The sequence below is a fragment of the Cronbergia sp. UHCC 0137 genome (genome assembly GCF_034932285.1).
Classification (GTDB): Bacteria; Cyanobacteriota; Cyanobacteriia; order Cyanobacteriales; family Nostocaceae; genus Cronbergia.
Genome location: NZ_JAYGHC010000011.1, coordinates 23,319 through 49,545 on the forward strand (window position 1 = coordinate 23,319; position 26,227 = coordinate 49,545).

The 26,227-nt window shown below is 36.9% G+C and carries 22 protein-coding genes and 1 pseudogene; 14 read left to right on the forward strand and 9 right to left on the reverse strand.

Annotated features, from left to right (window positions below; translation table 11 throughout):
* Positions 1 to 723: 723 nt before the first annotated feature.
* Complete coding sequence (dnaA, locus tag VB711_RS07325; RefSeq protein ID WP_323285166.1) at positions 724 to 2,130, reverse strand: chromosomal replication initiator protein DnaA; 1,407 nt, start codon at positions 2,128 to 2,130, stop codon at positions 724 to 726.
* A 150-nt stretch (positions 2,131 to 2,280) separates the two neighbouring features.
* Here dnaA and VB711_RS07330 point away from each other — a divergent pair, with 150 nt between their 5' ends.
* From VB711_RS07330 to VB711_RS07345, 4 genes are all read left to right on the forward strand, one after another.
* Positions 2,281 to 3,522 (forward strand): HhoA/HhoB/HtrA family serine endopeptidase, encoded by a 1,242-nt coding sequence (locus VB711_RS07330; RefSeq protein WP_323285167.1) that lies wholly within the window; start codon positions 2,281 to 2,283, stop codon positions 3,520 to 3,522.
* Between the two features lie 294 nt (positions 3,523 to 3,816).
* Positions 3,817 to 5,241, forward strand: a complete 1,425-nt coding sequence (locus tag VB711_RS07335) for a glycosyltransferase family 39 protein (protein WP_323285169.1) — start codon at positions 3,817 to 3,819, stop codon at positions 5,239 to 5,241.
* Between the two features lie 45 nt (positions 5,242 to 5,286).
* Positions 5,287 to 5,844 (forward strand): peptide deformylase, encoded by a 558-nt coding sequence (gene def / locus VB711_RS07340; protein WP_323285171.1) that lies wholly within the window; start codon positions 5,287 to 5,289, stop codon positions 5,842 to 5,844.
* A 40-nt stretch (positions 5,845 to 5,884) separates the two neighbouring features.
* Complete coding sequence (locus tag VB711_RS07345; protein WP_323285173.1) at positions 5,885 to 6,619, forward strand: DUF429 domain-containing protein; 735 nt, start codon at positions 5,885 to 5,887, stop codon at positions 6,617 to 6,619.
* 239 nt (positions 6,620 to 6,858) lie between these two features.
* On the opposite strand, the gene VB711_RS07350 is transcribed toward VB711_RS07345, so the two are convergent.
* Positions 6,859 to 8,358, reverse strand: a complete 1,500-nt coding sequence (locus VB711_RS07350; RefSeq protein ID WP_323285175.1) for an ATP-binding protein — start codon at positions 8,356 to 8,358, stop codon at positions 6,859 to 6,861.
* 3 nt (positions 8,359 to 8,361) lie between these two features.
* A complete protein-coding gene (locus VB711_RS07355; RefSeq protein ID WP_323285177.1) occupies positions 8,362 to 11,160 on the reverse strand; it encodes a PAS domain S-box protein in 2,799 nt (932 codons plus the stop codon).
* 359 nt (positions 11,161 to 11,519) lie between these two features.
* Between VB711_RS07355 and VB711_RS07360 the strand changes: the two genes are divergently transcribed.
* Entirely contained in the window at positions 11,520 to 13,112 is a 1,593-nt protein-coding gene (locus VB711_RS07360) for an alkaline phosphatase D family protein (protein WP_323285179.1), read from the forward strand.
* A 246-nt stretch (positions 13,113 to 13,358) separates the two neighbouring features.
* Complete coding sequence (locus VB711_RS07365) at positions 13,359 to 14,060, forward strand: Uma2 family endonuclease (protein ID WP_323285180.1); 702 nt, start codon at positions 13,359 to 13,361, stop codon at positions 14,058 to 14,060.
* Positions 14,061 to 14,114: 54 nt separating this feature from the next.
* Here VB711_RS07365 and VB711_RS07370 read toward each other — a convergent pair whose 3' ends face one another.
* Together VB711_RS07370 and ileS are read right to left on the reverse strand one after the other, a co-directional pair.
* Entirely contained in the window at positions 14,115 to 14,669 is a 555-nt protein-coding gene (locus VB711_RS07370) for a Uma2 family endonuclease (RefSeq protein ID WP_416233568.1), read from the reverse strand.
* Positions 14,670 to 14,795: 126 nt separating this feature from the next.
* Positions 14,796 to 17,678 (reverse strand): isoleucine--tRNA ligase, encoded by a 2,883-nt coding sequence (gene ileS, locus VB711_RS07375; RefSeq protein ID WP_323285253.1) that lies wholly within the window; start codon positions 17,676 to 17,678, stop codon positions 14,796 to 14,798.
* Positions 17,679 to 17,867: 189 nt separating this feature from the next.
* Here ileS and VB711_RS07380 point away from each other — a divergent pair, with 189 nt between their 5' ends.
* Both VB711_RS07380 and VB711_RS07385 read left to right on the forward strand, forming a co-directional pair.
* Positions 17,868 to 18,077 (forward strand): hypothetical protein, encoded by a 210-nt coding sequence (locus VB711_RS07380; protein WP_323285182.1) that lies wholly within the window; start codon positions 17,868 to 17,870, stop codon positions 18,075 to 18,077.
* Positions 18,078 to 18,491 carry an HNH endonuclease signature motif containing protein gene (locus tag VB711_RS07385; RefSeq protein WP_323285183.1) on the forward strand — a complete coding sequence of 138 codons (414 nt, stop codon included), beginning with the start codon at positions 18,078 to 18,080 and terminating at the stop codon, positions 18,489 to 18,491.
* Positions 18,492 to 18,546: 55 nt separating this feature from the next.
* Here the strand turns inward: VB711_RS07385 and VB711_RS07390 are convergent, their stop codons facing one another.
* From VB711_RS07390 to VB711_RS07400, 3 genes and pseudogenes are all read right to left on the reverse strand, one after another.
* Positions 18,547 to 20,151, reverse strand: a complete 1,605-nt coding sequence (locus VB711_RS07390) for a PstS family phosphate ABC transporter substrate-binding protein (RefSeq protein WP_323285184.1) — start codon at positions 20,149 to 20,151, stop codon at positions 18,547 to 18,549.
* 444 nt (positions 20,152 to 20,595) lie between these two features.
* Positions 20,596 to 20,853, reverse strand: a pseudogene (locus VB711_RS07395) (REP-associated tyrosine transposase); the annotation flags it as partial.
* Between the two features lie 65 nt (positions 20,854 to 20,918).
* The gene (locus tag VB711_RS07400) at positions 20,919 to 21,473 is read right to left on the reverse strand and encodes a PIN domain-containing protein (protein ID WP_323285185.1); all 555 of its coding nucleotides are present in this window, start codon (positions 21,471 to 21,473) and stop codon (positions 20,919 to 20,921) included.
* Positions 21,474 to 21,604: 131 nt separating this feature from the next.
* Between VB711_RS07400 and VB711_RS07405 the strand changes: the two genes are divergently transcribed.
* Positions 21,605 to 21,946 (forward strand): hypothetical protein, encoded by a 342-nt coding sequence (locus VB711_RS07405; RefSeq protein WP_323285186.1) that lies wholly within the window; start codon positions 21,605 to 21,607, stop codon positions 21,944 to 21,946.
* 203 nt (positions 21,947 to 22,149) lie between these two features.
* Here the strand turns inward: VB711_RS07405 and VB711_RS07410 are convergent, their stop codons facing one another.
* Positions 22,150 to 22,395: a hypothetical protein gene (locus tag VB711_RS07410; protein ID WP_323285187.1), complete on the reverse strand. Its 246-nt coding sequence runs from the start codon at positions 22,393 to 22,395 to the stop codon at positions 22,150 to 22,152.
* 955 nt (positions 22,396 to 23,350) lie between these two features.
* On the opposite strand from VB711_RS07410, the gene VB711_RS07415 reads away from it, so the two are divergent.
* The 5 genes from VB711_RS07415 to VB711_RS07435 all read left to right on the forward strand — a co-directional run.
* Entirely contained in the window at positions 23,351 to 23,671 is a 321-nt protein-coding gene (locus VB711_RS07415; protein WP_323285189.1) for a hypothetical protein, read from the forward strand.
* Between the two features lie 142 nt (positions 23,672 to 23,813).
* Positions 23,814 to 24,182 (forward strand): YtxH domain-containing protein, encoded by a 369-nt coding sequence (locus VB711_RS07420; RefSeq protein ID WP_323285190.1) that lies wholly within the window; start codon positions 23,814 to 23,816, stop codon positions 24,180 to 24,182.
* 11 nt (positions 24,183 to 24,193) lie between these two features.
* Positions 24,194 to 24,625, forward strand: coding sequence for a hypothetical protein (locus tag VB711_RS07425; protein ID WP_416233569.1), 432 nt, complete (start codon positions 24,194 to 24,196; stop codon positions 24,623 to 24,625).
* A 266-nt stretch (positions 24,626 to 24,891) separates the two neighbouring features.
* Positions 24,892 to 25,701, forward strand: a complete 810-nt coding sequence (locus tag VB711_RS07430; RefSeq protein WP_323285192.1) for a TPM domain-containing protein — start codon at positions 24,892 to 24,894, stop codon at positions 25,699 to 25,701.
* 91 nt (positions 25,702 to 25,792) lie between these two features.
* The coding region (locus tag VB711_RS07435) for a precorrin-8X methylmutase (protein ID WP_323285255.1) at positions 25,793 to 26,227 on the forward strand (435 nt) is incomplete at its 3' end.

Consider the following 26,227-nt stretch of genomic DNA (forward strand, 5'->3'; position numbering starts at 1 on the left):
CCCCGCAAGCGAGGAGGGGGCTAATACCTGAATGAACTAACACACCTTTTACACCTCTCCAACGTTGTAAGCCAACCCCCTCCCCGCAAGCGAGGAGGGGGCTAATACCGTTTAACTTTAATCATGATACAAATGCGCGGATAAGGGTTCAGCATTGCTAAACCCCTATGGCTAATTTATGGGTATCAGCATTTTTGTGAATTGGTATAAGATGCAATACTGCTCGGTTAAGCAAATTTGTGAGCCGAAAACCCCTGTAGAGACGTTCCATGGAACGTCTCTACACTCCTTAACCGAGAAGTATTGAAAGTGAAACGGTATAAGATGTACCTTTAGGAATTGGAAATTGCTGTAAGTCCCGTAAATACCTTGTTTCCTATTCAAGGTTTTCTCAGAATATTTGTTGTGATTGGGGAGTCTAATTTAGTGGACTCCTTTTTTTTATGTTCCAAAATCTGTCAAAAGTATAATTGACATATCTGTGGAAAAGTTGTGGAAAAACTAGGGCATTTTTCCACAGGGTATTTTATTTTGTTTAATTAACTGGGAAGACCTGATAGTTTTCCACAGGTTTTCCACAAACCATGATATTTTATCCACAATTAAAGTTTAATTTAATATTCTTTTATACTTTACTTAATATTGCGATTAACCAGTTCAGGTGTCAAAGTGGTTAATGAGGATGTAGGTTGTGGAAAAAGTAAAGAAGTAGAAATTGGGGAATTAATAGTTTTTTGGGGAACGATTGTTCATGTTGATGCGATCGCTCAATTGGCGTAAAGTTTGGATTAAGGTAGGTTCACCTTCACTGTGTTCCGAGCGATCGCTCTCTAGTAACTGAGCTATTTTATCACAACTATACATAACAGTGGTATGGTCTTTTCCACCAAACTCCTCACCTATTCTGGGTAAACTCAAAGCAGTATGTTGACGCATTAAATACATTCCTATCTGCCTAGCCCAGCTAATTTCCCGCCGCCGAGAATTACTTTTTAAGTCTTCAATAGAAATATTAAAAGCATCAGCTATCACCGTTAAAATTGTCTCTGGTGTTGCGACTTTTTTCTGAATGGGAGGCTCTAAAACTGGGGTAATACTTTCCACCGTCATTGGTAAACCCCAAATAGAAATATAAGCCAGCGCTCGAATTAACGCCCCCTCCAGTTCCCGAATATTAGAAGTATAGCTAGAAGCAATATATTCAATGACATCTTTAGGTAAACGAATATTTTCATACTCAGCTTTTTTCTGCAAAATTGCCATTCTTGTTTCTAAATCTGGTGGTTGAATATCGGCAATTAACCCCATAGAAAACCGTGAACACAAACGCTCTTGTAGTCGGGGGATTTGGTTAGGGGGGCGGTCAGAAGCAATTACAACCTGCTTACCAGATTCATGTAAAGTATTAAAAGTATGGAAAAATTCCTCTTGGGTGTATTCCTTCCCTTCCAGAAATTGAATATCATCAACTAACAATACATCAGCCGCCCGGTAATGCTCCCGGAAACTTTGCATACTATCTTTGCGAATAGCTGTAATTAAATCATTTGTAAATTGCTCAGTTGAAACATAAAATATCTTAGAATCAGGATAAATTTCCCAACGATAATTACCAATAGCTTGCATTAAGTGAGTTTTACCTAAACCCACACCCCCGCATAAAAACAAGGGATTAAATTCCTTTCCTGGGGATTCTGCAACTGCTAAGGAAGCAGCATGAGCCATGCGGTTATTAGCACCGACCACAAACCGAGAAAACACGTACTTAGGGTTTAATTCCTTGGTTTTTCGTTGATTTAAGCCCGCATTTTGGGAAATAGGATTAACGGCGGGTAATTGCCAATTCACCTCTTGTTCACCCAAATGAGAAACTCCATCACTTTGAGCAACAGTAATGTAAATTTCTACGGGATAACCCACTATATCTTGCACCACATTAGCAATAGTAGTGATGTAATACTTTTGCAGCCAATTTTTAGCAAAAGGGTTAGGAGTAGAGATTACCAGACAACTATTTTCTAGTTGTACGGCGTTAGCGGTTTTGATCCAAGTTTCAAAGGTGGGACGGGATAGGTCTAGCTGTAATCGCTTTAGTACCTGAGTCCACAGATCGTCTATGGGAATTTCCATTACCATTACGGCTAATTGCCAAAATTAGCAATTAAATAGAGAACAGCTTTTGAGCAAGCCATAATTTAACTTGATGCTGTAGTTATTTTTGTATATAGCAAGCAGCCACTATTTTACCATTCACTGACCCACACGGAGAAACAAGTACAGATGAAGATAAATAATCGTGACCTAACAGGTAAAAATATTGATACCAAGGTTTTACTCCCTTTATGGAAAATCAGGGGGATGTTATTATGTGGTTTGGTAGGAGTGGTTTTGGGAGGATGCTCTGGTTTAAACATCAAAAATGACCTGCGATCGCCAGGAAACACCGCTCCGACCAGTGGATTAATACCTCCAGCAATTCTTTCATCTACTGATGATCCTAACTTTGTGGTAAAAGTGGTTCAAAAAGCGGGGGGTGCAGTTGTGCGAATTGATTCTGCTAGAACCGTGACCACACAAGCACCAAGTCAATTTTCCGATCCATTTTTCCGCCGATTTTTTGGCGATCGCTATGGTGGACAAGTCCAACCCAGACAACGAGTAGAACGGGGGAGTGGTTCTGGATTTATTATTAACTCCTCTGGGCAAATTTTGACTAATTCTCACGTAGTTGATGGTGCTGATAAAGTTACAGTTACCCTTAAAGATGGTAGGACTTTTAATGGTGAAGTTTTAGGAGAAGATCCAGTAACAGATGTGGCAGTCATTAAAATTGATGCTAATAATTTACCAACTCTAGCTTTAGGTAATTCCAGTGCTTTACAGCCAGGAGAGGCAGTTATTGCTATTGGTAATCCTTTGGGATTAAATAATACTGTGACTGCTGGCATTATTAGCGCCACAGATCGCTCTAGTAGTGATATTGGGGCTAGTGATAAGCGTGTAGACTATTTACAAACAGATGCCGCGATTAATCCTGGTAATTCTGGTGGACCACTATTGAATGCCCGTGGTGAGGTAATCGGGATGAACACCGCAATTATTCAAGGCGCTCAAGGCTTAGGGTTTGCGATTCCTATTAATACAGTGCAGAAAATATCCCAACAATTAATTACTCAAGGTCGTGCAGATCATCCATATTTGGGTATTCAAATGGTGACGCTCACACCAGAAATTAAGGAAAGAATTATTAGTAGATTTGGCGATCGGGCAAATTTAGTGGCAGAACGAGGAATTTTATTAGTTGATATTGTTCCAGATTCACCAGCCGCAAATAGTGGACTCAGACCAGGGGATGTGATTATAAGTATTAATAATCAATCTGTTACTAAGGTAGAGGAGGTACAAAAAATAGTTGAAAGTAGTAAAATTGGTACTCCCCTGCAAATCCAAGTTGATCGCCGGGGGAAAATTACTCGGTTAGTGGTAATTCCAGCATCTTTACCTATCACGAGGGAAGGTTAATTGCTAATTATTAATTTTTCAGATATTTTGTAGTCTGTAGGGTGCGTCAGACAGAATATTTTAAGTTTCTGACGCACCTTATTTCATCTAACTAAAAGTGGGAGGATCTCGATTAATTCTGATACTTTTCAAACATCCTTTAACCTCACACTTTTTCAGCAAGCCCTAATTATTATTTAGACATACTACCTAAACATGAACTTAATTCAAAGACTATTCCAGAAAATAAATCAAGATTTCTACCTCTTTAATATAATTATTCCCCTTACTTTTATAATATTTACTCTGATCTTAATGCCAATTGATCAAGTATTTGAGTTTGATACAGATGAAGGAATTGAACTTGCAAAAGCTAATTTATATAATCAAGAAAATATTAATAATATTTCTCAATTTTGGTCAGATCATCCACCTTTTTTTTCAATTGTCATCTTCAAATATCTAGATTTATTTGGTTATTCTATTATCAATGCAAGAATATTAACATTATTGTTTGCAACTTTATTGATTTGGTGCTTTAGTCAAATTTTACGTTTATCTTTAGGAAGAATTACCGCTATTGTTAGCATTATTTTATTAATTATTTCCATCAATTTTTTACGTTTAAGTGTTTCAGTTATGCAAGGTATTCCTTCATTAAGTTTAGGAATGTTATCTGTTTACTTCTTAATTTTATATACTAGGAATTTACGACTATATTTAATCATACTTTCAGGCATAACCTTAGCCTTATCCTTGCAGATAAAAATGATCATGCTATTTCTGATTCCAGTAATTCTACTTTACTTATTTACCAGTTATGATCAACTATCACCAAAAAAACCTGTCAAGGTTAACCTGTTTAATATTCTGACCTTACCCATTGTCATCTGGTTATTATCTTTAAGTATAGTATTTATGACGATTGGTTTAATGACTCAATCTCTAGACTTAGAAAAAATACTATTTTTTCATTTTTCCCCGAACTTAAAAGATACTTTTTCTAATGAAAATAGTTTTAAAAATGTAATTTATATCTATTTACAAAATTTTGATTATTTGCTCTTGAGTTTATTAGGAGTAAAATACCAAAATATTAAAACTGATAATACTTACAAAATTCCTTTATTTTGGTTAATAATTCTCACCTTTGTTTTTTTAAATCATAAACCCCTTTGGTATCACTATATGATTTTAATTTCTCTACCTTTAGTTTGGTTAGCTGCTTATGGAATCAAAGTGATTTTAGAGAAAATTCGTCAAATTAATCATCCTATTAATATTCTTAAACTTAAACAAGCTCAATTTTCCAAATTCGCTATTTTTACCGTTATTTTTACTTTATTTGTAATTCCCATAAAACTAGGTATAATTCAATGGGAAAATCATAACTTTGTGCAAAAATCCCCAGCTAGATTTATTAATTTAGAAAGAATCTTAACCTATAAAAATCAAAGTCAATGGTTATTTACTGATATGGGAATGTATGGTTTTTATAGTCAAATTAATATACCACCTGAAATAACCGTAATCTCTAGGAAAAGGCTAAATTCTGGAAGCATTGACTCAGAATTTTTATTCAAGGTTTTAGAAAAATATAAGCCAGAACAAATTTTGATTAATAGATTCCCTAGTATTTTTGATTTAATTAAACCTTATATAGAAAAAAATTATCAAGAAATTTATGTAGATAAATCTACAAAACATTATCTTAAAAAAAATATTCAAAAGCTAAGTTAAAAACAGTCGGTTATAATATAATTAAGATTATTGAGATTTTTTACCATGACTGAATTATCACCAATTATTCAATTAGGAAATCCTTTATTACGTCGAAAAGCTGCTAGAGTTGAGAATATTCAAGATCAGCAGATTCAAAAACTGATTAATGACTTAATGACGACTGTTAATAAGTCGAATGGAGTGGGAATTGCTGCACCACAAATAGCCGAATCATTACGTTTATTTATTGTTGCTTCTCGTCCTAATCCTCGATATCCAGATGCTCCAGAAATGCAAGCGATCGCAATGATTAATCCCGAAATTATTGGTCATTCTACAGAGATTGTCAAAGATTGGGAAGGTTGTTTAAGTGTGCCTGGAATTAGGGGTTTAGTTCCTAGATATCAGAGGGTAGAAGTAGAATATGCTGATAGTAGTGGTAGACAACAAAAACAAGAATTAACTAATTTCGTAGCTCGAATTTTTCAACATGAATATGATCATCTTGATGGTTTAGTATTTTTAGATCGAGTAGAAAGCACTGAAGAGTTGATGACTGAGGAAGAATACCAAAAACAGATTGTTAAGTCATCAGAAGCTTCTACTAACTCAAGTCGCTAGTTATTTATAGCTATAATCAAGGATATTTGGGCTGATAATCATGAAGTTTCTCGGTATTGATTTCGGTTGGAAATCACAACCAAGCGGTCTGTGTTGCTTAGAGTTAAGAGACGGACAACTGGAATTATTGGATTTAAATCGTTTAGAAACTATTGCAGATATCCTTGGTTGGATTGAAAAAACTGTAGAAATAGGGGAAGCAGCTATCATTGCTGTTGACGCACCAACTTTGATCCCCAATGCGGTAGGGAGTCGTTTAGCAGATAAACTCAGTCACAAATACTTTGGCAAATATCACGCTGGTTGTTATCCTGCTAATCAAAATTTGGCTTTTGCAGAACGGACGATTAATTTTGGTTTAGAGTTAGAATATCGTGGTTTTATTCATGCACCAACTATTGAACCGCAAAAACTGGGCAGATATCAAATTGAAGTCTTTCCTCACCCAGCAATAGTTAATTTATTTAACTTAGAAATCATTCTTAAATACAAAAAAGGACGACTTAGTGAACGTCGTTTAGAATTAATCAAACTCTATCAATATATTTTAAATCTCCTTCCCTGTTTATCTCCTCCTCTAAACTTATCCAGTCAGATAATTACTGAAATTCCTACGAAAGGTACAGCACTTAAAGAAACGGAAGATAAACTAGATAGCATAATTTGCGCTTATGTCGCTGCTTATTGGTGGTTTTGGGGTGAAGAACGTAATTTAGTTTTAGGAGATATTTCTACTGGTTATATTGTCATTCCTCAAAGAATTGCCAAAATTTAATTATAATTTGAGTTTAAAGCCAACATTTACGGGCTTTTGTTGGGTTGCACTGTCGCTTAACTACAAGAACTCTTAACCGATAAGTATTAACTCCTGATTCAATACTTCTTGGTTAAGGAGTGTAGAGACGTTCCATGGAACGTCTCTACAGGGGTTTTCGGCTCACAAATTTGTTTAACCGAGCAGTATTAACTCCTGATTATATTTCTTGTGAGAAATCTAAGATTAAGAGTCCCTTATTATTGATGAGTTGCTAAATTCATTGGTAAAGTGACCGTAAATGTAGTACCTACACCAACTTGACTGTTAACAGTAATTTGTCCTTTTTGGGCTTCAACGCATTTTTTAACAATGACTAAACCTAGTCCATTGCCATGAATCGAGTCAACATTTGATGCACGATAGAATGATTCAAAAATTCGGACTTGTTCTGTTTCGGGAATACCAATTCCTGGATCTTGGATCTTGAAAGTTGCTATATCTAAATCACAGATTAAATCAAGATATATTTTGCTACCTGGGGCAGAATATTTAATTGCATTAGAGATTAAATTACTCAATGAAAAATGTAAAAGTTTTTCATCCATGACGGCATTTGAAGCATTGCTGTCACAATTAAAAATAATTTCCGATGAATTTTTATTAATAAGGGAAAATTCTTCAACTAAATCCAGACAAAACTCTTTTAAATCAATTGCAACTGGATTAAAACTCAGTTTTCCGGCTTCAGAACGACCCATAAATAGGATATCTTCCATGAGTTTTTCCATGTGCTGGACGGCATTATAAATTCGTGTTAGATAAGAATTTTTTTTAGTTTCTGTTAACTTATTGCCTTTGAGATGTATAAGTTCTACCGATGTTTGAATTACGGTCAAAGGATTGCGAAATTCATGGGAGACAGTAGAGATAAACAAGGATTTAAGATGGTTGAGTTCTTGTTCTTTTTGTAAAGCTTGTTCCAGATATTCTTTTTCTCGTCTTTCACTAAGATCCCAAAATACTACCACTGCACCATTAATATTATTAACTTGCCCTTTAAGTGGGGAAGCACTGTCACCAATTGGTACTCTTCTGCCATCTTTAGTAATTAACGCGGTAAATTCGTCTAAATAAACAACTTGTTTTTCTCGTAACACCTTGGCAACGGGATTTTCTATTGATTCTTCTGTGATTTCATTGATAGTATTCAAAATTGTTGCTGCATTATTTCCCAGTGCTTCTTCTTGTTGCCAACCTGTTAATTTTTCAGCAGCAGGATTAATAAATGTGACAAATCCCTGCTCATTTGTGGCAATTACGGCATCACTCATGCAATTTAACAGGGTGGCTAATTGGTCTCTTTTTTGCCGCATTTCTTGTTCTAGTTTGTGTTGCAATAAACCTATTTCAATTGCTATGCGTAAGTCTTTGATGGTAAATGGTTTAACAACATAACCAAAAGGTTGGGTAATTTTGGCTCGTTCTAGAGTATGATCATCACCATAGGCAGTGAGATAAATTATTGGTATATCTAATTGTTCACGAATACAACCGGCCGTAGTAATTCCGTCTATATCACCTTTGAGAATAATGTCCATTAATACTAATTCTGGCTGAGTTGCTAATGCTTTGGCAATAGCAGATTTGCCAGAAGAAGCTGTACCCGTGACGTTGTAACCTAGTTGAGTAAGTTGACTAGCAATCGTCCTAGCGACAATTATTTCATCCTCAACTACTAAGATTTTAGCTGATTCCATTGTTTATTGGTGCAAAGTTAACTGGGGAAACTGAATTTTGAAGATAGTTCCTTGATTACGCTCTATGGTAATGTTACCTTCGAGTTGTTCTGTAACTAAGTCATGGACTAATGAAAGTCCTAAAGAAGTTGTATTTTCCCAATCTAAATCATGGGCTAAACCAATACCATTATCTCGGATTTCCAGTTCTATCATCTTATTATAATTACATAATGTAATACTAATTATGCCTGTTTGTTGATTGGGGAATGCGTGTTTGAGTGCATTAGAGATTAATTCATTAATTACGAGTCCACAGGGAATAGCTTGATCAACATCTAATTGAACTGGGTTTATATTGGTTTGGAGACTGATTCTGCCAGGGACTATTTGATAGGAGATGAGTAAGCCTGATGCTAGATTATTGATATATTCGGCAACATTAATTTGGCCAATATTGGGGTTGGTGTATAAATTTTTGTGAATCAGGGATATGGATTCAATGCGATTTTGACTTTCTCTCAGAACTTTGATGATTTGTGGATCTTGGAGGGTTTGAGATTGGAGTTGTAAGAGACTGGAGACGATTTGCAAGTTATTTTTAACCCGATGATGAACTTCTTTTAACAGGACTTCTTTTTCTGCCAAGGCGCTTCTTAGCTTAATTTCTGCCTGTTCTCGTTGGATCAATTCGTTTTGGGCTTGTTGAAATATGCTAGATTGTTGGATAGCGATCGCTATTGGTACTGTTAGCTGGTCGAGTAAGTCTAACTGGCTTTCTTCCCATTCACGGAAATCAGAACATTGGTGTGCAATCAATAAACCCCAAAGACGGGAATTTGGATTTCCTTCACTAACTTCGAGGACAATGGGAACTACTAAGTTAGCTTTTACGCCAAATTGTTCTAAGAGATGCAGATGACAATCGGTGAGTTGAGCTTTATAAATATTAGCGATCGCCCTTTTGCGTCCTTGATAATTATTTTCTCCTCCAGTCGTTTTAAAACAGGTATCTTCAATTTGCACTCCCAAAGAAACTATACAGCCAGATATTACAGATTCAGCCACTATTGTACCACTCATATCGGCTGAAAATTGATAAACTACAACTCGATCAACCTCAAGTAAATCCCGTATTTCTTTAACAGTTGCATTAAGAATGTCTTGCAGATTCAAAGATTCACGAATCCGTTCAGCAACCGTTCGCATTAATTGTTCCCGTTCTGCTTGAATTTTGAATACCCTTTCTACTTGTTTGCGTTGGGTGATATCTTGTCCAATCCCTACAATTTGTCCATTTGGTAGCTGAATATTAGTCCAAGAAGTATCCAATATGCGACCATCACGCAATTGAGTTTTTAAGTCTTTCCAGATTGGTTGGGCAGATTGAATATAATCTATCACATATTGATAATATTCTGGTTCAGGATATAATTCTGCTAAAACATCAAAAGTTTGAAAATCTTTTAAATTCCAACCTAGAGTCTGTTCTAAATTCTTGTTCACCCACTGAATTTTACCTTCAAGAGTGTTAATAGCAATCATTAATGGCATTTCTTCAAATATAGATTGTAAAAATGCCTTTTCTTGTTGCAGTTTTGATTCAGCATTTTTCCGCGCTGTGATATCATAAAATACTGTTAATATTACCAATTCGTTGTTAAGGCTTAAATACTGAAGTGAAGCAATAGCCCATAAATTCTCACCATCTGCTCTTTTAAGCTGGAGTTCATAATTATGGAGATAACCTGTTTGAGAAAGCGTTTCTAATAGTTTTTTAAATTCAACAACTTCATTGCATAAATCAGAAATTGGTTTATTTAATAAATCGTCTTGGGTAAACCTAAAGGTTTGCATAAACTCTGGATTAGCATATAAAATCACTCCATCATATACACGTAAAATCATTAGAGGAATAGGAATAGCGTGAGTAATCGTCACAAATCTAGCTTCACTTTCCTGGAATTTTCGTTCTATGGTTTTATATCGTGTAATGTCTTGAATAGATAATACTTCTGCTTTATGCCCGTGATAATCTATTGTGTGAGCGACAATTTCCACATCAATTAAATGCCCATTTTTGTGTCGATGTTGCCATTGTCCGGCAAAGGTTAGACCTGTTTCTTTCGTAGCTAGATATTTCATTAAAGCAGGTATTTCTGTAGATGGACGAATATCAGTAATTTGCATTTGCAAAAACTCTTCCCGCGAGTACCCATAATGGATAACAGCCGCTTCATTAACATCTAAAAATTGCAGAGTTTCGGAATCATAAATCCAGAGAGGATTAGAATGATGAGCGAATAGAGTTTTTAACCTCATATCGCTATCCTGAATCACTTTTTGACGATGTAAATCTAAATATCTAATTACTTGTTTTGCTAAATTATTTAAGGCTTTTTGTTCTTTAATATCTAAGTTTCTAGGAACAAAATCCATCACACACAAACAGCCTAAAGCAAAACCACTAGAATTAATTAGCGGAATACCGGCATAAAATCGACAATAGGGATCTGAAATCACTAGAGGACTAGAAATAAATCGTTGATCTTCCAATGCGTCTGGAACAATCAATAATTGATTTTGCTGGATTGTATAATTACCAAAAGCCAAATCACGGGGAATTTCTGAGTCAATAAAACCGATTTTTGATTTAAACCATTCTCTATTAGTTTCAACCAGACTAATTGCAGCCATTGGGCTATCACAAAAATCAGCCGCTAATTGGGATAATTCATCAAAAGTTTCTTCGGATTCTGTATTTATAATCTGATATTCATCTAGTGCTTTTAAGCGTTGGTTTTCATTGTTAGGTAATAACATTTTTATAGATAAAGAAAGAATTATTTATAATTAGTTAATGGTTGGTTTTGTCTGAATCAGGATATCCAGGATTTGAGGATGTACAGGATGTGATTGTTTGATTATTTGTTGATGATTAGTATGGAGAAGAGTAAATATTTCTAAAGAAAGATGTAAGAGTAAATACATAGACAACAGACATTAACCATCAAATAAAAATCCTGTAAATCTTTTAATCCTGGGTATCTTGATTCTGACAAATTATAATTTATTTTGCCCCTATTTTAAACGAATTGATCATTTATGTTATAAAATCAATCTAAAGAAAGATGGCAAAAACATCTTAAAAACTATGTGTTTACTGTTGAAGTTTTAAACTTATGAAGCCAAATAAATCACCAGGGATGAAGCGTCGGCAATTTTTGTTACAAATAGGTATGACTGGAGGTAGTATCGTAGCTGCTAATCTGTGTATGAAATCAGGTTTAGCACAGGCATCTGCCATGATTACAACAGATAAAAATCGTCCAGGAATACCCTATGGTGTAGCTAGTGGTGATGTTAGTGGCAGTAGTGCCGTAATTTGGAGCCGGAGCGATCGCTCTGCTAGAATGATTGTAGAGTACGGTACAGACGAATCTTTCCGCAATACTAACCAAATCATTGGCAAAATAGCCTCCGCAAATACCGACTTCACCAGTAGAATAAACTTGACTGATTTACCACCAGGGGAAGATATCTTCTACCGTGTCACCTTTCAAGATGTAATTGATACTAATATCTACAGTCCCCCCGTAACTGGTCATTTAAAAACAGCACCCCAAGGAAGAGGAAAGGATATATTTTTCGCTTGGTCAGGAGATACCGCTGGTCAAGGTTGGGGAATAAATCCAGAATGGGGGGGAATGAAAATTTATGAATCCATTCGCAAATTGAAACCCGATTTTTTCATTCATTCTGGTGATACTATCTATGCAGATAATCCAATTAAATCAGAAGTAAAATTAGATGATGGTAGTATTTGGAAAAACATCACCACCCCAGAAAAATCCAAAGTTGCAGAAACCCTAAACGAATTTCGCGGTAACTATATTTATAATTTGTTAGATGAAAATATCCGTCGTTTTAATGCCGAAATACCCCAATTAGTACAATGGGATGATCACGAAGTTACAAATAACTGGTATCCGGGGGAAATATTAGATGATAATCGGTACAAAGTAAAAGATGTTTCCTTATTGGCATCAAGAGGAAGACAAGCATTTTTAGAATATACTCCTATTAACATTGACCCCAAAAATCAGAAACGTATTTACCGTTCATTTGATTATGGTCAGATGTTAGAAATATTCATGTTAGATGAACGCAGTTATCGGGGGGCAAATTCTCCTAATAACCAAACAGTACAAAGTCCAGAAACAGCATTTTTAGGCAATTCACAAATAAGATGGTTAAAGAAAAAATTACTCAATTGCCAAGCCACTTGGAAAGTAATTGCTAGTGATATGCCGATTGGTTTAGTAGTGCGTGATGGTAAAACCGACTTTGAAAATTTTGCTAACGGCGATGGTGTAGCATTAGGTAGAGAACTAGAATTAGCCGATTTATTGAAGTTTATCAAACTGAATAATATCCGCAACGTTGTTTGGTTAACTGCCGATGTACATTATGCTGCTGCCCACTATTATGATCCAGCTAAGGCACAATTTACAGACTTTGAACCTTTTTGGGAATTTGTGGCAGGACCACTCAATTCGTCAAATTTTGGGCCGAATCCTCTCGATAATACTTTTGGACCCCAAGTTAAGTTTCAGACTGCTTCCTCAGAGGTAAAAATCAATCAACCACCAAGTTCTGGTTTGCAGTTTTTCGGAACTGTGAAAATTGACGGGACAACGGAAGTTTTAACCGTTACTTTGCACAATTTAGAAGGCAAAAAACTCTATAGTGTAGATTTACCAGTGACGGTGTGAAAAATGAAGAAGGAGTCAGGAGTCAGTAGCCAGGAGTCAGAATAAATTAGTGGGGGATTCATACTCACCACTTTCTTATTGACCACTAAATCATAGATTTTGTGGGGGTCTTAAACCCAATTATACATCCGCCCGTCGTACATAATTCATTCTGATTTCTGACTCCTGACTCCTGTATTCTTTTTGATAAATTAATCCTTCTGTATTTGATAGAATGAATTAACCCACCTCACCCAAGGGCGGCCAATGGTTAAAACTTCCCCAGAATATCATAATACTAGCAACTACTCCTTTATTCCGCCTTTAGAAAGTGGCGATCGCTTAAATCGTCTTGAATTTGAGCGTCGCTACAAAGCCATGCCAAATCTTAAAAAAGCCGAATTAATTGAAGGAGTCGTTTACGTGGCATCACCTCTGCGCTTTGAACCTCATGCTGAACCCCATGCTAATTTGATGATTTGGCTGGGCAATTATAAAGTGTGTACCCCCGGTGTTAGACTGGGTGATAATGCAACTGTGCGACTAGATTTAGATAACGAACCTCAGCCGGATGCTATATTATTAATAGATACGGCCTGTGGTGGAAAGTCTCATTTAAGTGCAGATGGTTATGTAGAAGGTGCGCCAGAATTAGTGGCAGAAGTGGCAGCCAGCAGTGCTACAAAAGATTTGTATGATAAAAAACGCGCTTACCGTCGTAATGGAATTAAAGAATATCTTGTTTGGCAGGTATTTGAAAAAACTGTCAGTTGGTTTAGTTTGCAGGATGGTGAATATCTAATACTTTCACCAAATGAAGAAGGCATAATTAAAAGTCAAGTTTTTCCTGGTTTATGGTTAGATGTATCTGCCTTAGTTACAGGAAATATGCAACAGGTTTTGGCTATATTGCAGAATGGTTTAACTTCAGCCGAATATCAAGAATTTGTACAAACAATTCAGGGTTAAATCAAAGGTATCTATTGTTTGATATGATTTTCAATTCCATCTAATTAATATCTACTACCAAATTTCTCTCAAATCTAAAACAAATCCCGGTAAAATATTCTCACCATTTAATGTTTTTGGATTATCTAATTCTTCCACAAGTTGGTCAGGACGATAAATAAATACTTTTCGTTGTTTTCTATCTAGTAACCAACCTAATTTAACGCCGTTTTCAATATACTCTTGCATCTTTTCTTGTAATATTTTTAAACTATCAGTTTCTGAACGTAATTCCACCACAAAATCAGGAGAAATAGGTGCAAATTTCTTTCTTTGTTCTACTGGTACTGCTTCCCATCTAGCTTTTTTTATCCATGCTGCATCAGGAGAACGTACTGCACCATTAGGTAAGGTAAAACCACCACTAGATCCAAAACCTAGACCTGTAGAATCTTGCTTTGTCCAAATACCTAATTCACCAATTAAATTAAAATTGCGTCCACCTGTTTCTGAATCTGTAGGAGACATAATTAATAAATCTCCAAATTGGTTACGTTCAATTCTTAAATCACTGTTTAATTGACAGAAATGAAAAAATTGATCATCAGTCATGATGATATCTGGAGGCATTTTTAGAATTATGGGAACGAACCACAGAGACACAGAGGACACAGAGAAATGAGGGTTGATAAATACTTTGCGTTGATCTTGATTTTGTAAGGGTTTAGCAGTGCTAAACCCCTACATTATATGATATTAAAATTCTCCAGCTAATGCGGGAATACATCTTTCACACAGCATGGGGTGTTCTGCTGATTCCCCAACATGGGTAGAATAGTTCCAACAGCGATCGCACTTTTCACCATCTGCATTTACTATGGCTATAGTCCAGTCTTCTGTGGTTGCTGTATATTTCAAATCTGACATTGTTGTAGTAGAATCTAAAATTTCTACCTGGGAAGTCAGCAATAAATATCTCAGTTCATCAATACCATTACCCTGCACAGGATTGAAACCTTTGATAGCTTCCCGCAATTGTTTATGGGGAATATTTAGTAAAACTTTGGCTTCTAAAGAAGAACCAATCATTTTTTCTGTCCGCGCTTGTTCCAACACCTTATTAACATCGTTGCGGAGTGAACGCAGAGTATCCCAAAATTCCCCTAAATCTTCATCTTCCCATTCATCATCTACCTGCACCCAACCAGCTTGAAACACTGATTTATAGGGAGTTGTGTAGGGGATAAATTGCCAGATATCCTCAGCAGTATGACATAAAACAGGAGCGATCGCTCTTGCTAAATTCTCCAAAGCAATCTGTAACACAGTTTGACAACTACGACGACGGAAAGCATCACTAGAACTGATATACAGTCTATCCTTCGCAACATCTAAATAGAAATTCGACAAATCCACAACACAGAAATTCTGCACCGTTTGGAAAAAGCGGAAAAATTGGAAACTATCAAAAGCCTCCGTCACCTCATTAAACACCTCACGAATGCGGTGCAGCATATACTTATCTAAATCCGGTAAATCTGCAAAAGCCACAGCATCCTTTTCTGGGTCAAAATCATGCAAACTACCCAACAAAAACCGTGCAGTATTGCGAATCTTATTCCGTACATCAGCTAATTGCTTGATAATGTTACCACCCAAACGCACATCACCAGAATAATCTACCGAAGAAACCCACAACCGCAAAACATCAGCACCATAAGCAGGTTCTTTTTTCTGATCTTTCCCACCTTGAATCATCAACTGAGGATCAACCACATTCCCCACCGACTTACTCATTTTCCGTCCTTGTTCATCCAAGACGAAACCGTGAGTTAAAACAGTTTTGTAAGGTGCAAAGCCATTAACCGCGACACTCGTTAACAAACTAGACTGAAACCAACCGCGATGTTGGTCAGAACCTTCCAAATACATATCAACAGGATAACATAACTCCGGTCTTTGCTTCGCCACAGCCGCCCAAGAAGAACCAGAATCAAACCAAACATCCATCGTGTCTGTACCTCTGCGGTAAGTCTTGCCATTATTGTGGTATGCTTCCGGTAACAACTCAGCAACAGACAACTCCCACCAAGCATCAGATCCTTTCTCTGCAAAGATAGCTTGAACGTGGTTAATAGTGTCCGCATTCAGCAAAACTTCCCCAGTCGCTTCATCATAAAACACCGGAATAGGAACACCCCAAGTCCGTTGACGAGAAATGCACCAATCAGAACGTTCTGCTACCATCGGAGTAATGCGGTTTTCACCTTGTGCCGGAATCCAACGTACCGATGAAATAGCCTTTAAAGCCTCCTCCCGAAAACCAGCCACAGAAGCGAACCATTGTTCAGTAGCGCGGAAAATCGTTGGTTTTTTCGTTCTCCAATCATAAGGATACTTGTGAGGATAAGCTTCCTCCTTCAACAGAGAACCCGCTTCCATCAACGCATCTATAATCGCTTGATTACCATCACCCAAAACATTCAAGCCAGAAAACTTACCAGCCTCATCCGTAAAATTCCCACCATCATCAACAGGAGCAAGAATCGGCAAACCGTAACGCTGACCAACAATATAGTCCTCCTGACCATGACCAGGAGCAGTATGAACCAACCCAGTCCCCGACTCAGTAGTGATATAATCACCACCAACAACCACCGGACTTTCCCGCTCAAACAGAGGATGACAGTAAGTAGTGTGTTCCAAATCCTTCCCAGAAAAACGCACCTTAACAGTCAACTCCACATCCAACTTAGCAGCCAAAGCTTCCACCAACTCAGCCGCCACAATCAGATACTTGCATCCTCTTTGCGCCTCTGCGTCTCTGCGTGAGACCTCCACCACCGCATATTCCAAAGCACCATTCACAGCCACAGCCAAATTACCCGGAATAGTCCAAGGGGTAGTAGTCCACACAGCCACGCCCAAATCAGGCAAGAACACATCCAAACTAGCCTTCAACTCTTCCGAAACCTTTTTCACGGGAAAAGCTGCGTAAATGCTGCGAGAAACGTGTCCTTCAGGATATTCTAACTCCGCTTCAGCCAAAGCCGTTTTAGAACTAGGACTCCAGTGAACCGGCTTCAAACCGCGATAGATGTAACCCTTGAGGAACATTTCCCCAAAAACGCCAATTTGCGCGGCTTCGTATTCTGGGTTAAGAGTTAAATAAGGATGATCCCAATCACCCCAAACACCGTAGCGTTTAAAGCTTTCCCGTTGTTCATCAACCGTTTTGCGTGCGAACTCCTGAGCCTTTTGACGCAATTGCAAAGGAGTGAGACTTTGCCGTTCTGCCTGTTTCATATTTTGCAGAACCTTCAACTCAATTGGCAATCCGTGACAATCCCAGCCAGGAACGTAGCGAACTTTACAACCTTGTAGCAATTGGTAACGGTTAATAATATCTTTGAGAATCTTATTTAAAGCATGACCAATATGCAATGAGCCGTTAGCGTAAGGTGGTCCATCGTGCAGTATAAATAATTCGCCAGGGTTGTTTTCTGAGAGTTCAGAATAAATGTTATTTTCAGCCCAGAATTGTTGGATTTCGGGTTCACGCTTAATTGCGTTAGCCCGCATATCGAAGTTAGTCTTGGGTAAGTTGACGGTATCCTTGTATTGTCCAGGTTCAGTCACAGTTTCATGCCTAAATGTAGGTGTGCAGGTTATCCGATCAATTATAGGAGATGGTATGATTGTAGGGTGCGGTGAGCGATCGCTTTCCTCGCTGTTCGCGAAGCGTCTCGCAGAGAAGGCATCGCTATATCGATCAGATTTTATAGTCATATTTTCATACAATAGATCACATCTCTAGAGAAATATTATATGAATGAAGTAATTGAGATACCCGTTAGTTTGACTTATTTTCAACTTCCTGAAGCTGTGCAAGCGCGGTTACAATTTTTATTAGATCGTCAAGATGCTGGTGAAGAGTTGACTTTAGCAGAAAGAAATGAAGCTGAGGGATTAGTTGATTTGGCGGAATTTTTATCTTTGCTTTCCTTACGTTCTCAGCGTATCATGCGGGCGGGATAAATGGGTAAAATTCCAAGTTCACTACGTCAATTAGTTATCCAGCGTGCAAAAGATAGGTGTGAATATTGTTGTTTGTCTCAAGCTGGACAAGCTGCAACATTTCACATAGATCATATCATTCCGGTTGTGGTTGGTGGTGCAACAATATCTGATAATTTAGCTCTTGCTTGTGTGTCATGCTCACTGCGTAAATCTGCTAGACAAACAGTAAAAGATCCAGGAACGAAAAAAGAAGTATCTATTTTTAATCCTCGTCAACAAGTATGGTCAGAAAACTTTTGCTGGGATGGTGTGAAAGTAGTAGGATTAACAGCTACAGGCAGAGGAACTATTGAAGCATTGAAAATGAATCGTGCTATGATGTTAGCAATTCGAGGAGAAGAGGAATTACTTAGCCGTCATCCACCATTTTAAGCTTCTTAGGTTTAATGTTGGGTTTCATTTCATTCAACCCAACCTACGGGAATTACTATTTTGAACAATTGGTACGAGGTAGTCTGATAAAACCTGCTTTACTGATTAGGTTTTGTCCTTGTTCAGTTAATAAGAATTTTGCATAGGTTTCTCCAGCTTTTTGCTGTAATTTGCCATTCTGATTAATAATCACAAATAGTTGACGTTTTATTGGGTATTTACCACTCACAAATACTTCTGTGTCTAATGCATTGCGACGACGTGGACATTCATTTGGTGGAACCAAAGGAAGTTTGTAAGGTGAAATAAGTTTGTTTTTTTCTAACCCTATCTTTAATGGTTTGATAGGACATTGATTAACTACTTCAGGGGCTGAAGCATAGTAAATTCCTCCCCGGTCTAAGTAAAGCTTTCGTAAACCATTAGTGGTATCTTCTACGAATTTGACATTTTCACCAAATTTATTAATCTTCAATACATCTTTGATCATAAAATCAACAGAGCCTCCATCTTCAGCACGGCGAGAATAAGGAGTAATTTTGAGATTCTGTCCACCTAATTGTTTCCAATTATTAATTTTGCCAGAATAAATATTTTTTAAATCATTAATAGTTAAACCTTGTATTTTTAGTTTTGGATTTACAGCAAAAACAATCCCATCCATTCCAATATTAACTTGTTTTAACGTCAGTCTTTTCTTTTTTGCTTGTTCTTTCTCATCAGGTTTAAGAGGTCGAGAAGATTGAGAAAAATTCAGCTTTCCATCTATTAACATACGAATACCTGTGGCTGAACCAGGAGTGTTATTAATAGATATATTAGGAGGGTTGACATAGTTCAGCCTATATTGAGGAATATAGTTCTGAATTACAGAGTCTACATCTCTACGAATTGTTGCCCAGGTAGTGCTTCCACCATAGTTAAATGTCCCAGTAGGGATATTTCTAACATCGGAGAATTTAATTGCTGTTGATAAATCAGTTCTTGATCCTTCTGTTACCCATCCCCATGCATTGATAATGACAATAAGTGCCATTAAAAAACTCAGGATAACAGTGAAAAAATCATGAAATGTAGGTATTTGTCCATTAATACTAGAAGTATCGTAAATTAAGTTTCCTTTATCATCAAAATTAATTTTAGATCCTAGAAACCCATATCCGGTATTATTTACTGCTTGGTAGAAAAACCAAATACCAGCAATCAAATTCACAGGTAAGGCAATAATCCACTGCCAAAAACCATTAATTCTAAACCCTAAGATTGATGCTCTTTGACTATACCACCAGTAGTCAAGGAAGTTATTCCTAGAAACGCAATCTTCTCTCATCCAACTAATCATGTTACTGGTGTAATTAATTTCACTAATATTTTTAACTGTTCGATCAGAGAATATGTTTATGGAGACTTCAAGGTTAGATACTATAGCGTGGTAATCTAAAACGGTACTTAAGAAACAAAGACAGAATACCAGAGGCATTGATATTAGTAACACAGGTATAAGTCCAAATTTTTTGGCAAATTCGTGCAGATATTTACCAGGAAGAAAAAAGGTTATCTTTAGTGAATACCCAAATATTTTACCAAGTAATGGATTTAAAGCTTCATCCCAAATCAACTTAAGTATACCGAAAACTATTATTAATGGTATTGCTTTCAAAATAAAGAATAATCAGTTGCTAGTATCTGAAAATGGATTGAATGGATTATTAATTGTTAGACCCTCAACCCAACCAGCCAATGGTCTAATAACAAATATTACTAGCATATGAGCTAGAAGCATAAAAACAATTCCTAACCCAAGTCCAAAAATAGGTTTTATCAGGAAATGATGCAAAAATTTCATTTTTCTTTCAGTAAAGTAGGTACATTTTACACCGTTATATCAGAAATGTGCGTAAATAAAATAGATATAATAGTGTCGAATATTGAATACAACCCCGCAAAGAACATTTTCGGAAAGCTACCCACTACAAAACGACGTAGTTTATAGAGTGTATTAATAAATGTATGTTTGGATTGAGGAACAACACTACCCATCAGTATTACACAATTAATCTTGGGTTTTATTTCATACCTTACGGTAAGCAAGCTACAACCCAACCTACTCGTTGGCAATATCATCATCAAAAATAATTTCCTCACCTGCACCCCACATTATGTCATACATACCTTGACGCACAGCACGATGAAAACTGGAATATTCCCAATCCTTTGGTGCTGTCACTAAACCATGTTTAACCGGATTATAATGAATATATTCAACGTGATTCTGAAAATCTATTTCATCTCTAATTAAATGTTCCCAAAAACGATATTGCCATATAGCCCGTTGTTTTTTCTTCTTTCTAGATACACATATATGTTCTGGTGATATAATTTCACATTTAGAGCCAACAACACCCATTAGTTTTTCACCAATATTTTTTATTTAAAATTATCCAAATCTGGGATATTATGCTGGCGTAACCATTCCATCATCAAATCAGGATGTATAATATGAAAAGCATGATTAGGTGAAGTATAAATCAGGTGTCTAGCTGGCTGAATAATGCGCGTATCATTAGAGATAAAATCTTTAAAATTAACAGTTACTAAAACATCAGCCTTACCTGCGAGTGCAGTTTCTAGAACATGAGCATCTTCTTCATCACGGATAGCAACCACACCAGTACCACCCAGAGTTAATTGTGGAGAAGCATAAATTGGTCCGAGTTGGGTATAACTAATAATTGCAGATAGATAAGAATCAACTAATGGTGTAGGAATACTTAACTGTTCCTCAAGAACTGAGCGTAAACGGTTAATCATACCCCAAGATATAATTAACTGTACTAACCCTATTTCACAATAGCCTTGCCTGATGATTGTAACTAAACTTTGACTGGATGAATTTTGCTTTCCTTTCCTATCCGACAACAAAGACGCACACCAGATGTTAAGATCAAGACATAAGCGTATTAAATTTTGTGGTTGGAGCATTTTAAAATAAGATTTAATTTGATAAAATAATTTATTAATGAATATATAGTTAGGTGTATTTAATCTTAGCAATTTCTAACTTTAGAGAAAATACACTCTTTATTATACCACAAAATTCACAAGGAATTTATATGTCTGAAGAAACTAGATTAACTTACACCGATAAAGAAACCGATGAGGTGATGATAGATTTATCTAAAATAGCCGAACAAAAACAAGCACAAAATATTGATTTAGCCTCGAACTTCTTACCAAAATTACCAGCAGAGGCTTATACAGCATTGCAACATATAGAGATAATAGCTTCACCTGAAGATTGGCAAAAAATCACCTATCAAATAGCACGTACTTTAGTAAATGCTCAATATGAAATCACTCATCGTCAAATTATGGAACAGATGAAGGTAGATAATTTAGATGAGATGGAATCTGATGATGATATTTTAGCTGCTGCTTTGAAACTTACGAGTTAGTTAAGTTTCGCCAAGTTTAAAATAAATAGAGATGACCTGCAATAAAAATATGGTTGCCTTTAGACATAGCCTAATAATCTACATGATTGATTACTCATTATTCTCAAAACAGGTTATTTCTAAATGTGACTATTATCGTAAATCTTTTGGTGCTTCACCTCACAGAAAATATGAGAGGATATTAGTATCTAGTAAAGCTTTTTTCACAGTTCAATTTGCCTTTGCAAGTCTAGTAATCTTTGTTCTTCAATTTCATGTTCAAGGTTTTGTAAAAGTATAGTTTCTTCTGCACTGCCAATACCAGCAAACTGCATAAAATCTATAGTTTTTGGGTGCCGTAGTTGTTGACGCTGTGCTAATTTTTGGAAAATCAGTTGAGCAATTTCATTCTGTTCATATTCAGGTAGCCGTGAGAGGACAGCATAAGCTTGTTGTAAGAGATTAGTCATAGATTTTTTGCCATTATCAAAATTTTTGGTAAGTTGATAAAAATAAATTTATTTTATCACAAAGATAATAAGAAAACTTGATTTTTTGTTAACTGTAAATATAGTTTAAATAAACTTGTATTTCATACTACAGAAACACCTGTTAATGAACGACAAAAAAATACATTTTCTGATTCAGTAAAAATCACATTTCCACCTAAGCCCTAAGCCGTAAGCGGCAAATTTTCTTTTTTTAATGATAGTTTTCGTGGAGATTGACACCATTTTTTCTGATGTTCTTGCCAAGCTTCTGGCATTTCATCCCATATCCTACCATCTAATAACTTACCACCAGCTTTAGAAGTTCTACCACCGATTTGCTTAAAGAAAATTGATGGAGATATAATTTTAGTTGCTCAAACTGTAACTTTAAATGTTGCAGAAGTTGCGATCGCCACGACTAATGTTAGTCATATAATGAGGTAATCAAAAATTGCATCTATTGATGAAGCATTTATTCTCAATACCTTATTAATTTCAATTTGTTGCCAATTTTTATATTATTGCCTATATTTGTTCCGAAAATGACTATGTATTTATATTTAAAATACTCCTGTTGCTTATTACACTCGTACTTGTAATACACAATGAAGTGCGGAATGTGGGATAAAAAGCTGGAGTCATAGCTACAATAAGTTTTTCACAACCAATTCCCCGCAAGGGGACGGAAACTTTCAGAGTAGCTCATTGAAGAATGATAATTAGATATCAATAACACCAAATAGCGATTCCTACAGAGTGCTGGGGCGATCGCTCAATTTTCTATAGTATCATGGTGTGACAAAATTTGTGAGATAATTTCTGTTTAATCAACTCAATATCTGAATTATTTACAATTTATTGTAGAGCGATCGCCTCCCATATTTTAAACTCTTCACAATATTTATCTGTTAGCCTATAAAAAATACTATAAAAAATGGTAATTCTAGTTGTTCTAACCAACCTCCTCCTCTCACTGTTACTAATTTATCTAGCTTGGCGAGTATGGCTAATTAAACAAATGTTGACAAACCTAGCCGATAAATTAACAGCTTACGAACAGTCAACTTATACCGTACTGCACACAGCACCAGAAAATATCTACCTAGCTCAAGATAATATCTATACCTTACGAGAAAAACACCAAAGACTTAAACTACAAATCCTACAAATCCGGCAAATTATCAACTTGTTGTTACTATTACAAAAAATCTGGCAGCGCAATTTTTTACCAATAAAATCTAAATCCGCCAAATAGTGATCAATCCTCCAGCTAGGCAAAAACTCCTGCCTCCCCTGCCCCCTCCCCCTGCCCCCTGCCCTCTGCCCCCTGCTTCTTAAAAACTCTTGCCATAGAGTAAAACCCACCTAAAATGGGTGTAAGCATAAAAATAAAAAAAATGTCTAATAACCGTTCTGGAGTATTTATTGGCGGTTTGATGCTGGGGGCTACCATCGGTGCTTTAGCCGGTTTGCTTGCAGCCCCACGCACAGGGCGCGAAACACGTAAACTTTTGAAAAAATCTGCCAACGCCCTCCCAGAATTGGCAGAAGATTTGTCCACAAGTGTGCAAATTCAAGCTGATCGACTTTCTAGCAGTGCCCTACGCAACTGGGACGAAACCCTAGAGAGATTACAAGAAGCGATCGCTGTCGGCATAGATGCTACACAACGCGAAGGCCAAATCTTAAAACGGCAAGATATAGTTGACATAAACAGCAAAGCCGAAAATTCAGAACCTTTAATCCAGCGCCTAGAACGCTCATAAATGCCATAACTGTGATTGAACCTCTATTTTGGCTAGGATTATCTATCCTCTTAGTCGCTACCAGTCTGACTGCTGTATTGGTAGCGGCCATCCCTGCTTTACAGGAATTAGCACGCGCCGCCCGTAGTGCCGAAAAACTTTTTGATACACTTTCACGGGAACTACCACCGACCCTCAACGCCATCCGCATGACTAGCTTAGAAATCACTGATTTAACTGATGACGTAAGTGAAGGCGTTAAAAGCGCTAGTCAAGTCGTTAAACAAGTAGATCAAAGCTTAGAGACTGCCAAAAAACAAGCTCAGAATGTGCAAATTAGTACAATTAGCGTCTTAGTTGGTGTAAAAGCAGCCTGGAAAACCTTCACCCGCCAAAAACCTGTTAGACGGAATACAGCCTTACATCCCCATGAACAAAACAAACAATTAAAAATTAAAAATTAAAAATGAACAAATATTCCTATTCCTACAGCAGATACAAACAGTTTAACCGCCCTACAGGGAATATACCTTTAAGCTTACAGCAATATCAATCTATTTAGACCACACTCTTAATTACTCTGGTGCGCCTCTGCATGAGACAGAAAAACAGTTTGCTCAGATCGATTAAATTAGAGTAAAGTAAATAAGTGTAAAGAAGAATCTCTTTTCTTGTACTCTTTTAAAATAACTTGTTCACTTCTACCCTTCATACTTGTATAAAAAAGTCCATGCAGCTTTGTTTTTGGCGAAAAATTTTTGTATCCATCACCATCTTTTTATTTGCTGGGTCAATCTGGGCGACGTATTCTCCATCAGCCCTAGCTTATGAAAATCCCGATTTACTACCTGCCACCGTTACCCCAGTTGTAGATTTAGCTAAAACCCTACCTGACCCCCAAGAAAACAAACTTGTTCAAGAACTAGAACAATTTGAAACTGATACTGGCTGGAAATTGCGAGTATTGACCCAGTATGATCGTACCCCCGGTAGAGCAGTAATTAATTATTGGGGTTTAGACGATAAAAGTATTCTCCTAGTTGCCGATTCACGCGGTGGTAATATTCTCAGCTTTAGCGTTGGTGACGCAGTTTATGAGTTTTTACCCCGCACATTCTGGATTGAACTACAAACCCGTTTTGGTAACTTGTACTTTGTCCGTGAACAAGGAGAAGACCAAGCCATCCTCCAAGCCTTAGACTCCGTTAAAGGTTGTTTACTCAAAGGCGGTTGCAACGTTGTTCCAGGACTACCCAGAGAACAGTGGATACTCACCCTCATTACCTCCGCCATTGGTGGTGTAATTTGTGGCTTTGCTGCCCAACCCCGCGACAGCAAACAAGTTTTCGCTTGGCAATGGGCCTTAATTTTCTCACCTTTGTGGGGAATCTTATTTATTGCCTTTGGTATCGGGCCTGTTGTAACCCGGACAAGCGATTGGTTGCCCCTAGTTCGTAATATTTCCGCCTTTTTAATTGGGGTTTTGGTTGCTTACCTAACACCTATTTTTAGCGGGTCTGCTCCCAATGCTAAGTCCTAAAAGTCCTGATTCTTAGAAAACTCCCAAATTTTAACTCTTAACCCGCTGAAACTGATAAGCTGAAAAGTGATATGTGAGACGTTCAACAGCAATGGAATGGCACGTAACTGACGCTCAAAGCTTGGCAATCATTGATAGTGAAATTGGTAATCATGCCTTTTCACCAGCAGAGTATGAGATAGTGCGGCGAGTAATCTACGCCACATCTGATTTTGAATATAAGTCCTTAATACGTTTTTCAGAACACGCCCTGCAAGCTGGGGCCGCATCTCTGGCAGCACGTACCACTATTGTGGTAGATGCTCCAATGGTGCAGGTAGGTATTGCCCATGATATTCAAAACACCTTTGCTAACCCAGTTTATTGCAGTATGGAGGCTTTGACACGTCCGCAAAAAGAAAGAACTCGTGCTTCTTGGGGAATCGAAACCTTAGCCAAACGTTATCCAGAAGGTATTTTTGTTGTTGGTCAAGCATCAACAGCTTTAACTGCACTGGTAGATTTAATTGAAGCTGAGGAAATTCGT

Coding starts and splice junctions, on each gene's coding strand:
- VB711_RS07345 (WP_323285173.1), top strand. CDS start 5,885: ATGAAGTTTCTCGGTATTGATTTCGGTTGGAAATCACAACCAAGCGGT.
- VB711_RS07355 (WP_323285177.1), bottom strand. CDS start 11,160: ATGTTATTACCTAACAATGAAAACCAACGCTTAAAAGCACTAGATGAA.
- VB711_RS07380 (WP_323285182.1), top strand. CDS start 17,868: ATGAATGAAGTAATTGAGATACCCGTTAGTTTGACTTATTTTCAACTT.
- VB711_RS07360 (WP_323285179.1), top strand. CDS start 11,520: ATGAAGCCAAATAAATCACCAGGGATGAAGCGTCGGCAATTTTTGTTA.
- def (WP_323285171.1), top strand. CDS start 5,287: ATGACTGAATTATCACCAATTATTCAATTAGGAAATCCTTTATTACGT.
- dnaA (WP_323285166.1), bottom strand. CDS start 2,130: ATGGAAATTCCCATAGACGATCTGTGGACTCAGGTACTAAAGCGATTA.
- VB711_RS07350 (WP_323285175.1), bottom strand. CDS start 8,358: ATGGAATCAGCTAAAATCTTAGTAGTTGAGGATGAAATAATTGTCGCT.
- VB711_RS07400 (WP_323285185.1), bottom strand. CDS start 21,473: ATGCTCCAACCACAAAATTTAATACGCTTATGTCTTGATCTTAACATC.
- VB711_RS07410 (WP_323285187.1), bottom strand. CDS start 22,395: ATGACTAATCTCTTACAACAAGCTTATGCTGTCCTCTCACGGCTACCT.
- VB711_RS07420 (WP_323285190.1), top strand. CDS start 23,814: ATGTCTAATAACCGTTCTGGAGTATTTATTGGCGGTTTGATGCTGGGG.
- VB711_RS07430 (WP_323285192.1), top strand. CDS start 24,892: ATGCAGCTTTGTTTTTGGCGAAAAATTTTTGTATCCATCACCATCTTT.
- VB711_RS07415 (WP_323285189.1), top strand. CDS start 23,351: ATGGTAATTCTAGTTGTTCTAACCAACCTCCTCCTCTCACTGTTACTA.
- VB711_RS07405 (WP_323285186.1), top strand. CDS start 21,605: ATGTCTGAAGAAACTAGATTAACTTACACCGATAAAGAAACCGATGAG.
- VB711_RS07330 (WP_323285167.1), top strand. CDS start 2,281: ATGAAGATAAATAATCGTGACCTAACAGGTAAAAATATTGATACCAAG.
- VB711_RS07335 (WP_323285169.1), top strand. CDS start 3,817: ATGCCAATTGATCAAGTATTTGAGTTTGATACAGATGAAGGAATTGAA.
- VB711_RS07370 (WP_416233568.1), bottom strand. CDS start 14,669: ATGCCTCCAGATATCATCATGACTGATGATCAATTTTTTCATTTCTGT.
- VB711_RS07365 (WP_323285180.1), top strand. CDS start 13,359: ATGGTTAAAACTTCCCCAGAATATCATAATACTAGCAACTACTCCTTT.
- VB711_RS07385 (WP_323285183.1), top strand. CDS start 18,078: ATGGGTAAAATTCCAAGTTCACTACGTCAATTAGTTATCCAGCGTGCA.